Origin of the sequence: Nonomuraea sp. NPDC049504 (assembly GCF_040676845.1) — a bacterium.
Lineage (GTDB): Bacteria > Actinomycetota > Actinomycetes > Streptosporangiales > Streptosporangiaceae > Nonomuraea > Nonomuraea salmonea.
In genome coordinates, this window is sequence record NZ_JBFAPT010000027.1 from 137,867 (window position 1) to 149,335 (window position 11,469).

Annotated in this window: 6 protein-coding genes and 1 pseudogene; 4 read left to right on the top strand and 3 right to left on the bottom strand. The window is 66.7% G+C overall.

Annotated elements, in window-relative coordinates:
* The first annotated feature begins 125 nt into the window (after nucleotides 1-125).
* Together AB0K28_RS39945 and AB0K28_RS39950 are read left to right on the top strand one after the other, a co-directional pair.
* Nucleotides 126-7,931 carry a polymorphic toxin-type HINT domain-containing protein gene (locus tag AB0K28_RS39945; protein ID WP_364380577.1) on the top strand — a complete coding sequence of 2,602 codons (7,806 nt, stop codon included), beginning with the start codon at nucleotides 126-128 and terminating at the stop codon, nucleotides 7,929-7,931.
* A 76-nt stretch (nucleotides 7,932-8,007) separates the two neighbouring features.
* Nucleotides 8,008-8,790 (top strand): tetratricopeptide repeat protein, encoded by a 783-nt coding sequence (locus AB0K28_RS39950; RefSeq protein WP_364380580.1) that lies wholly within the window; start codon nucleotides 8,008-8,010, stop codon nucleotides 8,788-8,790.
* Nucleotides 8,791-8,831: 41 nt separating this feature from the next.
* Here AB0K28_RS39950 and AB0K28_RS39955 read toward each other — a convergent pair.
* Nucleotides 8,832-8,966, bottom strand: a pseudogene (locus tag AB0K28_RS39955) (IS5/IS1182 family transposase); the annotation flags it as partial.
* Between the two features lie 455 nt (nucleotides 8,967-9,421).
* On the opposite strand from AB0K28_RS39955, the gene AB0K28_RS39960 reads away from it, so the two are divergent.
* Nucleotides 9,422-9,850: a DUF4265 domain-containing protein gene (locus AB0K28_RS39960; RefSeq protein WP_364380583.1), complete on the top strand. Its 429-nt coding sequence runs from the start codon at nucleotides 9,422-9,424 to the stop codon at nucleotides 9,848-9,850.
* 104 nt (nucleotides 9,851-9,954) lie between these two features.
* Here AB0K28_RS39960 and AB0K28_RS39965 read toward each other — a convergent pair whose 3' ends face one another.
* Together AB0K28_RS39965 and AB0K28_RS39970 are read right to left on the bottom strand one after the other, a co-directional pair.
* Nucleotides 9,955-10,497, bottom strand: coding sequence for a transposase (locus AB0K28_RS39965; protein WP_364380586.1), 543 nt, complete (start codon nucleotides 10,495-10,497; stop codon nucleotides 9,955-9,957).
* Nucleotides 10,460-10,666, bottom strand: coding sequence for a winged helix-turn-helix domain-containing protein (locus AB0K28_RS39970; protein ID WP_345398568.1), 207 nt, complete (start codon nucleotides 10,664-10,666; stop codon nucleotides 10,460-10,462). The genes AB0K28_RS39965 and AB0K28_RS39970 overlap by 38 nt, the downstream gene beginning before the upstream one ends.
* A gap of 407 nt (nucleotides 10,667-11,073) precedes the next feature.
* Between AB0K28_RS39970 and AB0K28_RS39975 the strand changes: the two genes are divergently transcribed.
* Nucleotides 11,074-11,469: Hint domain-containing protein (locus AB0K28_RS39975; protein ID WP_364380589.1), on the top strand; the 396-nt coding region annotated here is incomplete at its 3' end.

The following is an 11,469-nucleotide window of genomic DNA, read 5'->3' on the forward strand; positions in this document are numbered from 1 at the left end:
GGCGTCCCTCGTTGTGGTTCGGAGTGTGACGCGCCGTGCGCAGATTCTTGTCGCATGCCTTCTTTTCCCGGACGGCGGCTCTCGTCCTGATCGCAGGTCTGCCGGGGCTGCTCCAGTTACCGGCGATGCCCGTCGCCGCCGAGGTGAGCGTCCAGCAGACCGGCTTCGTGACGCGGCAGGCACCGTTACGCGGCGCGGAGGCCCTGCCCGAGATGACGGGCCGGCCCGCCGGGGAAACCGCGTCGGACGACGCGCAGGACCCGTACGTGCCGGGCGCCCTGCCCCGCGACGCCGGCGGATGGCCGCGTACGGCGCTGAAAGCGGACAAGAAGCCTGAGTCGGAGTTGCCTCCCGCGATCAGGCGCGCAGAACAGCGGGACGTGGCGACCGCAGCCGACACCTTCCCCTTCATCGACACGGTGTACCCGGAGTCGGGCTCGCTGGTCGGCAGCACGACGCCGCTGCTCACCGTCCGTGCCTCGCGGCTGGGCGGGCCCACGATCCCCATGCGCTACCGGTACAGCCTCTGCGAGAAGCCGGAGAAGACGGACGACGACGAGGTCGTCTTCCCTCCCCCGCCCGACCCGCCCTGCTGGAACTCCTCCGACATGCTGGGCGCCGACACCTGGCGGGTGACCGCCGGCTGGCTGGAATGGGGCAAGCAGTACGAGTGGTGGGTCCGCGTCACGGACCCGGAGAGCCGGGCGACGGCGACGTCCGAGAAGCAGCTCATCGGCACGCAGTCGCCGCAGCCGTTCAACAGCCCGCACCTGGGCGAGCAACTCGGTGACGGCAAGGAGTTCTCGCTCGAGTCCGGCAACTACACCACCACGGTGGTCGACGCGCAGGTGCAGGTGGCGGGGCCCGACCTGGCCGTGGTGCGCACCTACAACAGCCTGGACTCGCGGACCGACGGCATGTTCGGTCCCGGCTGGTCGGCCACCTGGGACATGAACATCGTGGCCGAGCGCGCGGGCTCGACGATCACCGGGCTGCTGGTCACGTACGCCAGCGGCCGCCGGGTCCGCTTCGCGCCCAAGGGCGACGGCACCTACCAGGCTCCGCCGGGCAGGAAGGACACGCTCGCCGACGTCGAGGGCGGCGGCTGGCGGCTCATGGACACGTACGCGACGACGTACGTGTTCAACGAGAACGGCCGGCTGACCAGGATCGAGGACAACCGGGGCCGGGCGCAGACGCTGTCGTACAACGCCGACGGCACCTTCGACACGGTGAGCGGCCCCGGCGGCCGGGCGCTGCACTTCACCTGGGACGGCGGCCGGGTGGCCACCGTCTCCACCGACCCGGTGGACGGCACGGCGCAGACCTGGACCTACTCCTACACCGGCGGCAACCTCACCTCGGTGTGCTCACCGGCCGCCGCGCCGAACTGCACCACCTACGCCTATGGCGACGGCTCCCGCTACAAGGGCCTGGTGCTCGACGCCGAGCCGCTCGGATACTGGCGGCTGGGCGACGCCCGGAACGAGCCGGCTGCGAACCTGGGCAGCGAGGGCGGCGCGGGCATCTACAACAACGTCACCGTCGGGCAGCCGGGAGCCCTGGAGGGCACCGCCGACACGGCGGCCGGGTTCACCAAGTCCACGATGATGCTGCCCTGGAACATGCTGGACAAGGCCCAGAACTCGGTGTCCATCGAGAGCTGGATCAAGACCTCGCAGAACGGCATCGTCCTGTCCGCCGGCGAGTTCGGCTACGAGTTCGGCGCGACCGAGCCCGTGGTGTACGTGGGCACCGACGGCAAGCTGCGCGGCCAGCTCGGCTACGTCGACGGCCGCTACACGCCGATCACCTCCGCCGGCGCCGTCAACGACAACCAGTGGCACCACGTGGTGCTCACCGTGGACGGGGAAAAGCAGAAGCTGTATCTGGACGGGCAGCTCGTCGGTGAGCTGACCGGCACGCGCTACGACGATTACCTCGCGGACGCCTACCTGGGCAGCGGCGACCGCGCCAGCTCCTGGCGGGACATCCCCGGCGGCCAGACCACGTCGGGCGCGTTCGCGTTCAAGGGCTCGATCGACGAGTTCGCCGTGTACGGCAAGCCGCTCACCGAGGCCGAGGTGCAGGCGCACTTCGCGGCCCGCGCCAAGGTCAGCCACAAGCTCGTCAAGACCACGCTGCCCTCCGGCCGGGTCTGGGCCAGCAACACCTACCACCCGTCGAGCGACGCGCTCCAGACGCACACCGACGGCGACGGCGGCACCTGGCGGATCGGCGACTTCGACATCGACTGGCTCGAAGGGCTCTACAAGGTCACGCTCACCGATCCGCGCGGCGAGACCCTGCAGTACGCCTACGACTCGCTGCGCAACAAGCGGCTGGCGTACACGGTCGACCAGGCCGGCGGCAAGACCACGTACGACTATGACACCGGCGGGTTCGCCGTCAAGCAGACCGACCCCAACGGCACCGTGTCGCAGCAGTGGCACGACAAGCGCGGCAACGCCATCAGGATCAAGACCTGCCGCAAGTCCGGCGACTGCCAGTACGTCTACCGCGACTACTGGTGGGACAAGGACAAGCCGCTCGACCCGCGCAACAACCTGCTGACCCACGTACGGGACGCCCGCTCGTCGAGCGAGACGGACAACCGCTACCTCACCACGATCGAGTACAACGAGTACGGCGAGCAGGTCAAGCAGACGACCCCGGCCACGTCGGACTTCCCGAACGGCCGCTCCCGCACCGTGACCTACACCGACGGCACCGAGCCGGCCGTCGGCGGCGGCACCACGCCCGCCGGTCTGGTGAAGACGGAGACCGACCACCGGGGCAAGGCGACCACCCACGCCTACACCGCGGCGGGCGACCACGCCGAGGTCCGGCTGCCCGCCGGGCTGGTGACCAGGTACACCCACGACGCGCTGGGCCGGATGACCTCGAAGACGGAGGTGACGGAGGAGCATCCGGACGGGGTGCGGACGACGTACACCTACGACGCCGTCGGCCGGCTGCTGTCCACCCGGGGGCCCGGCATCAAGAACGAGGTCACGGACGTCACCCACACCTCCGAGGTGACCTACACCTATGACCCGGACGGCAACGCGCTCACCGAGACCGCCTCCGACCTCACCGGCGGCGACCCGCAGCGCGCCATCACCTACACCTACGACGACTACGGCCGCGTGGCGACGGTGACGGGCCCCGAGGGCGGCACGGTCTCCTACGGCCACGACGCCATGGGCAACCAGACGCACATGGTGGACGAGCTGGGCAACCGCTTCGAGTACACCTACACCCAGCGCGGTGAGCTGCACAGCACGACGCTCAAGGGCTACACCGGCAGCCCGGTGTCGCCGCAGCCGGCCAAGGACGTGGTGCTGGAGGAGCTGGCGTACGACCCGGGCGGGCGCCTGAGCCTGCGTACGCTGCCAGAGGGCCGCAAGACCGAGTACGTGCACTACGGCGACAACCTGCTGCACCGGGTGGTCGCCAAGGGAGCCAAGCTGAACGGCTCGACCAGCACCCGCGACGTCGTGCTGGAGGAGAACACCTACGACGCGGCCGGCAACCTCGTCCACGTGGCCGCCGGCGGCACCCCCACGCAGAGCGCGAGCCGGATCGAGGAGATCAGCTACACCGTCGACGCGGCCGGGCGGGTGACGTCCGAGACCTTCGACCCGGCGGACCTGGCTCGCAAGACCGCCTACGTCTACGACGCCAACGGCAACGTCACGAAGGTGACCAGGACCGGCGCGGGAACCAGCCGCGCCGAGTCGGTCGAGTTCGCCTACAACGACGACGACGTGCTCGTCCGGCGTACCGTCGAGAACGGCGACGAGGACGTCACCACGCGCTGGAAGGTCGACGAGCGCGGCCTCATCGTCGAGTCGGTCGACCCGCGCGGCAACGCCTCGGGCGCCGACGAGGCCGGCTTCACCACCCACTACCGCCACGACGCGGCGGGCCGGCTCGTCGAGGTCAAGGCGCCCGAGGTCGCGGTGGAGGAGTACGGCGCCGAGCCCAGGCGGGCGCGGCCGAGCATGAAGTTCGGCTACGACAGCGGCGGGCGGCGTACGCACGAGGTGGACGAGGCCGGCGCGGTCACCACCTCCGCCTACGACCGGCTGGGGCGTCTGGCGTCGATCACCGGGTTCCCGTACCAGCAGCCGGGCGGCCCGGCGCTGACGCCGAAGGAGACCTTCGCCTACAACCCGGCCGGCCAGGTGACGCGCTACACCGACCCGCGCGGCTCGACCTGGGTGACCGAGTACGACGCGCTCGGCAACCGGGTGCGTGTGACGGAGCCCTCCGTCGAAGGCCGGGCCGCCGGGCAGTGGGTGTACGAGTACGACCTCGCCGGAGAGCTGCGCGCCGCCGTCGACCCGACCGGGGCACGCGTCGAGAGCGACTACGACGACCTCGGCCGGATGTGGCGGACGACGGTCCTGGAGCGCAAGCCCGCGGCCGAGGCGTTCACCACGCAGCTGACCTACAACGACGTCGGCGCCCGTACCAAGGAGGTCGGCCCGCTCAACCGGACCACCTCGTGGCAGGTGAACGCGGCCGGCGAGATCACCAAGGAGACCGACCCGGCGGGCAACGCCACCTCCTACGCCTACGACCCCTCCGGGCGGGCCACCAAGGTCACCGACGCGCTGGGCAACTCCGCGATCAGCGAGTACGACCTGGCGGGCCGGCTCACCGCGCTGAAGGAGGCCGACAGCACCGGCAAGGTCCTGCGGACGACGAGCTACGGCTATGACGCGGCGGGCAACGAGATCTCGGAGACCACGCCGGAAGGCCACACGGTCCGGAGCACGTACGACGCCACGGACCTGCTGACGAAGCTGGTCGAGCCGGTCTCGGCCGACAAGTCGATCACCACCACGTACGGCTACGACATCGCCGGCTCGCCGACCAGGGCCACCGATGGTCGCGGCAACGCGTTCTGGACGACGTACAACAGCCTCGGCCTGGCCGAGCGCACGATCGAGCCGGCCACCACCGCGCACCCGGAAGAGGCGAACCGGACGTGGACCTACGTCTACGACGCCGGCGGCAACATGATCTCGGCGCGGTACCCCGGCGGGGTGCGCGTCGACCACGCCTACGACGCGCTCGGCCGCCTCACCGAGCAGAGCGGCACGGGCGCGGAGGTGGACACGCCGCGGTGGACGTTCGACTACGACGCGGCCGGCCGCAACACCGTCGTCGGTGACTACACCCTCGACTACAACGACCGGGGGCTGCTCACCAGGGTCGCCAAGGGCGGCACGCAGACGGCGGCCTTCACCTACGACGCCTACGGCAACGCGACCAAGAAGCAGGACGTCAACGGCGCCACGACGTACGGTTACGACGCCGCCGACCGGCTGAAGACCTTCAGCGACGCGGTCAGCGGCCGGTCATTGACCTACGACTACGACGCCGCCGACCGCCTCAGGACGCTCACCTCCGCCAGCCCCGGAGGGAAGCAGGAGTTCGGCTACGACGACCTCGACCGCATCACCAGTCACACCCTGCGCAACGCCGCCGGCAGCCAGCTGGCGAAGATCACCTACGGCTGGGACAAGAACGACAACCTGCTCTCCAAGGTCACCGCGGGCACGGCCGGTGCGGGCACCAACACCTACGCCTACGACCAGGCCGACCGCATGACCTCCTGGACGGCCCCCGACGGCACCACGACCACCTACGAGTGGGACGACTCCGGCAACCGGGTCAAGGTCGGGGACACGCCCTTCGTCTACGACGAGCGCAACCGGCTGCTGTCGGGCGGCGGGACGGAGTACACGTACACGCCGCGCGGCACCCTCGCCACCGAGACCACGAACGGGGTCACCAAGCAGCTCACGTTCGACGCCTTCGACAACCTGGTCTCCGACGGAGACGCCACCTACACCTACGACGGCCTCGGCCGCCTCGCCTCGCGCACCCAGGGCGGGCAGGAGGAGCGCTTCGTCTACACCGGCATCGAGAACGACATCGCCGCCGTCACCGACCCGGCCGGCACGGTCAAGGCCCGCTTCGGCCGCGACCCCGACGGCAGGCTGGTGAGCCTGGCGGAGAACGGCGTCCAGCTGGGCGTGCTCAGCGACCAGCACGACGACGTCGTGGCCACTTTCACCGGGGACGCGCTGGTGGATTCGAGCGCGTACAACCCGTTCGGTGAGGTCATCGCGAGCAACGGTACCAAGCGGCGGCTGGGCTACCAGGGCGCTTACACCGACCCGAACACCGGCAAGGTCAACATGGCCTCCCGCTGGTACGTCCCGGGCATGGGTGGCTTCGCCTCGCGCGACGACTTCTCGATCGATCCGTATCCGTCGATCAACCTCAACCGCTACACCTACGCCGGCGGTAACCCGCTCGCCTACACCGATCCGTCGGGTAATTGCCCGTTCTGCATCCCGATTCTGTTCGCGGTGGTGCGGGTGGCGGCCCAGGTGGCGATCAAGCAGTTCGCCAAGGCCGCGGTGAAGCAGGTGGTCAAGCAGGGCGTCAAGCAGGCGGTCAAGAAGACCGCCCAGACGGGCGGCAGGAAGGTCACGCAGCAGGCCGCGAAGAAGGGCACCCAGCAGGCCGGGAAGAAGACCGCGCAGCAAGCGGGAAAGAAGGCCGGCCAGAAGACGGCCAAGAAGGGCGGGAAGCCGAAGAAGGCCACGAAGAAGAAGTCGACGACCAAGAAGCAGACGACCAGGGCGGGGGCGAAGAAGCCGACCAGGCCGGTCGCGAAGTCGCCGAAGGTCAAGACGCCCAAGGTCAAGAAGCCGCAGACCAAGACCCCCAAGGTCAAGAAGCCGAAGGCGAAGACCAAGAAGAAGACGACGAAGACGACCAAGAAGACCACGAAGAAGACGGCTTCGAAGCCGAAGACGAAGACTTCGACGAAGAAGAAGAACGAGACCGCCAACGAGGCCACCGAGATGGTCTTGGAGGAAGCGGAGATCTACGACTTCGCCAGCGACGGCGTCGAGTATGACGGCGTCGACTATGACGGTGACCTGCTGTGCCGCAGCATGATCTCCTGCGCCAAGGACGTGGTGGAGGAGCTGGGGGAGAACGCCGCCGAGGACATCGCCGACAAGGTGATCGAAGAGGTCATCGACGCCACGATCCCGGACGTCCCGCTGGACCCGCCTGGTACAACCTGCGCTTTGCCGAACAGCTTCGTTCCCGGCACCCCGGTGCTGATGGCCGACGGCTCGACCAAGCCGATCGAGAAGGTGGAGACCGGCGACGAGGTAGTGGCCACCGATCCGGCGACCGGCCGCACGGAAGCCCGCCCGGTCCTAACGCTGATCAGCAGCAAGGGCGTCAAGAAGCTGGTCGACATCACCGTCACGGTGGACGGCGCGAAGGACGTCATCACAGCGACGGACAACCACCCGTTCTGGGTCCCGAAGCGTAAGGCCTGGCTGACCGCCGGCGCTTTGCAGCCGGGCATGTGGCTGCAGACCTCAGCCGGCACGTACGTCCAGATCACCGCAGTCGCCCACCGCACCGCCACCCAACGCGTCCACAACCTAACCGTCGAGGACCTCCACACCTACCACGTGGTGGCCGGCAGTCAAGCGATCCTCGTTCACAACGATAGGATCAAGTGGCCGTACTACGACCCGAAGAAGACGGCAGCGTACGTAGACGGTATCTTCACTCTCAGCGGTTATGCGGACACTGTCCCGGACGGATTTGAACGCCCCAGTCTCGAAGATGTCCTTAAAGTGCAGGACTCGATTGGTAAGGGCCGCGTTCCCGACTTTCGCGACAATAAAGCAGGAGCAGGCGCTTACTACCTGTCCCATGCAGAGAAGCAGGCAGCGACCCTCCGGCCGGGCGAGGAGGTAACGGTAACGAGGCCGATGTGTGATGACTGCTTCGATTTCTTCACGGATATGGCTCGTCATACCGGGCAATGTTTAGCCGTAAATGATCCCAGCGGACGTTATCAGTTCAAACCGTAAACTACGGTTGTTGCCGACCCCGGTTTCCAGTACCATGGGTGATCTTTGTGGGCCAGGGTAGGCGAGGTTTGAGACGATGGCGAATCGATCCGGTAGTGATCTCTTCGAGTTGGCGGAGCAACTGCACGAGGCACTCGTGCGGGGGGATGCCGCAGCCGGCAAGCAACTGATGCGCATGCTTCCGCAGCTTGAGGAGATTGCTTCCGAGGGGCGAGCGGATGTCCAAGCTTTGGTTGCCGGGCTCTACCTGGAACGCCTTAGGGAGCCGGAGAAGGCGTACCGCCTATTCGTCGCCTCGGCCAAGGCTGGCCACCCGGCTGGCCAACGTGGGCTGGGCTCAATGCTCGCCAATGGTATAGGTGTAGAGCGGGATCTCGATGCGGCTCGCGAGCTGTTCGAGTCAGCGGCCCTCTCGGGCGACCTGTTCGCTCTCTTCAATCTGGCGATGATGTACCTACAGGGAGCTGGCGTCGAACAGGACGAAGTCAAGGGGCAGGAATTTTTGCGCCGGGCCGCCGACGAAGGACTGCCGGCCGCCAACGCTGTTCTGGGCGACCAGTTCGCGGCGCAGCAGGACTTCGCGCAGGCCCGCGTCCATTATGGCGTGGCAGCGTCAGGTGGCGTTTCAAGGGTCATCTACACGCTGGCGGAGTGGTATCGAGACGGAGTGGGTGGGCCGGTGGACAAGGTGCAGGCCGTGCGCTGGTTCCTCAAATTGCTCGACTTTGGCGATGGGGACGGCGTTCATGGGGCGATATCGCTGGCTCGCTCGATGTCCGATCAGGAGATCAGGATGGCGGCCCAGCTTGTTGACAGAAGCGCCGAGGCGGAAGCACTCATTCGCGTGGCGAGGAAATAGCCCTAGCAGCGACGGTTATCTTACGATCCTGTGAGTGCTTTTCATCCCGCCTCGCGGCGCTGAAGGACGAGGATCGCTTTGACGAGCTGACCTGCGAGGAGTGGGCAGCAGCGGAGTTTGCGCGGGGTACGCCAGGTCTTCAGCTGTGCTTTGGCCCGTTCTCTCGGTCCGCGGAGTGCCGTCCTCGTTCACAACACCAGTCCGTGTCGATTTGAAGTGGACTCGCGAGCGTAACCACAGATCTGGATGCTGAAATGACGCGGGCGGGTAAGCCATTTACGCCCGCCGGCAAGCGTAAGGTCGTCGAGAAATCCCGGAATAACAATGATGGGGTAACTGTCTGTGATGACTGCGGTGTTGAGGCAATTCCTGCGCAGCCTTCGCGTGTAGGCGTTTCTCCTGATCCTCGCGAAACGCGAATCGATCACATTTGGCCCGAGTCGCTAGACGGTCCAGGATCTCCCTGGAATGGTCGGGTAACATGTGTGCCCTGCAACGCTCGCTGGAGTAACACCCCCAAGGGGTCGCTGTAGTTTCGGATGCCAGGCTCGTGGAAAGCGTTACTGTCTCTACTGAGCGGCAATAGAAGTGCGAGGGTAGCATGTCCGCTTCAAGTGTTAGTCCTGTTCGTGTGGTTTTTCCACTCGAACAGGACCCGGACGGCTACCCTCCCTATACGGAAGAGGGAATCTGGGTCAGGCCGCTCGCTGACGGCGTGGGAGAAGTTCTCAGCGTCCCTTTCTTTGTGGTTGGAATCAGCAAGGGGGATTTCGTCTCCTATCGCGCATCTGCCGGTGAGGGGCGGTTCTCCGAACTGCTGTCTGCGAGGGGTCATTCAACTCTCCGACTTATCTTCTTCCGGGAAGATGCCGAGGTCCGAGTTAGGCGAGAACTCGAGCAGCTTGGCTGTGAGACCGAGGCCGGTCCAATCCAGTCTCTGCTTGCTGTCGATGTGCCGCCGGAGGTTGATTACAGGGTTGTTCATGGTCTCATCGACCGTGAGTCCGCAAAAGCTATCCTGGACTATGAAGAGGCGTGCGTCTCACGCAAACACAGATGAACCTCGTCGCCCAAATCAGTGACCTCTTTTCACCCTCAGGGCGTCTGCGCAGTGCAGTACAGAGGATGAAAGTCTGGGGTTTCATGTCGACCTCGGGTTCGTGATCAGGCCGGTGTGTGCCGGGAAGGCGTCCAGGAGGTCGGGTCGGTACTGCATCCGTTTGGGCCGGCTGGGATGATGTTGGCGAGGTCATCGAGGGTGGAGGGGGCCAGGTTGCTCAGGGAACGTTTGAGGTGTGACCACACCGACTCCATCGGGTTGAGTTCGGGCGCGTAGGCCGGCAGGCGGAACACCGTCAGCCACGGGCGTGCCTCGATCAGACGGCGCATCAGAGCGTCGATGTGGATGTTGACGTTGTCCCAGATCAGCACGATCGGGCGCGGAGTTGTTGGTGAGCGGCGTCGAGTAAGGGGGCGTAGTCGTTCTCGCCGAACCCTTTGCGTTCGTGTTTGCGTCGCCGGTAGATCATGATGGGGTAGAGCAGCCGGGTTCGTTGTCCCGGTTTGACGCAGAGCAGTCTGGCCAGGTTGATGCGGCCGGAGCTCTTGCCCGAGACGGTGACGACGGGGGGGTGTCCACGGCGGGACCAGGTACGGGCCTTGGGCGGCCTCAGCGATGGGCCTGCTTCGTCGGCGAAGCAGCTCCACGCGTCCTGATCCCGCGCCGTTGTCCCGCCAGCGGCCAGGTGTCCTTCATCCAGGTTGCAATCGCTTCTTCGTCGCGTTCGGCCGCCTTGCGCTGGGGCGCCTGCGGGCTCCAGCCCAGCCGGTGCAGCAGATAGGAGACCCCGCGCGGGGTGTAGGTGACGTGGAACAACCGGCCGATCAGCGCAGTGACCCGAGCCAGGGTCCAGCGCTGATCCTCGGTCCACCCCAGATGGCAGGACCGGCGTCCAGCGCCGCCTCCAGCCGCTGCACCTGCGCCTCGCTCAGCCTGCAGCGCGGCCCACCCGGCCCTTTCGACTTCAGCGCCTCAACTCCCGCGGTACGCCGCACCCGGTGAGTCGTGCTGACCTGGAAAGGAGCTGGGCCGGTTAGGGCGGCGCCCCTTTGGGGATCCGCGCCACCTGCTGGGCTTGCTGGTCGTTCCTCCTGTAGCGGATGGTCATGTTAACGCGCGGCGGTTGAAGAGCTGATCAGGGCAGCCGTGGAGATCGCCATCTCCGCCGACTTCCGTCCCCGACGAAGAAGAACGAGACCGCCAACGAGGCCACCGAGATGGTCTTGGAGGAGGCGGAGATCTACGACTTCGCCAGCGACGGCGTCGAGTATGACGGCGTCGACTACGACGGTGACCTGCTGTGCCGCAGCATGATCTCTTGCGCCAAGGATGTGGTGGAGGAGCTGGGGGAGAACGCCGCCGAGGACATCGCCGACAGGGTGATCGAAGAGGTCATCGACGCCACGATCCCGGACGTCCCCGTGGATGCGCCCGGCACGACCTGCGCTTTGCCGAACAGCTTCGTTCCCGGCACCCCGGTGCTGATGGCCGACGGCTCGACCAAGCCGATCGAGAAGGTGGAGGCCGGCGACGAGGTAGTGGCCACCGACCCGGCGACGGGCCGCACGGAAGCCCGCCCGGTCCTGGCGTTGATCAGTAGCAAGGGCGTCAAGAAGCTG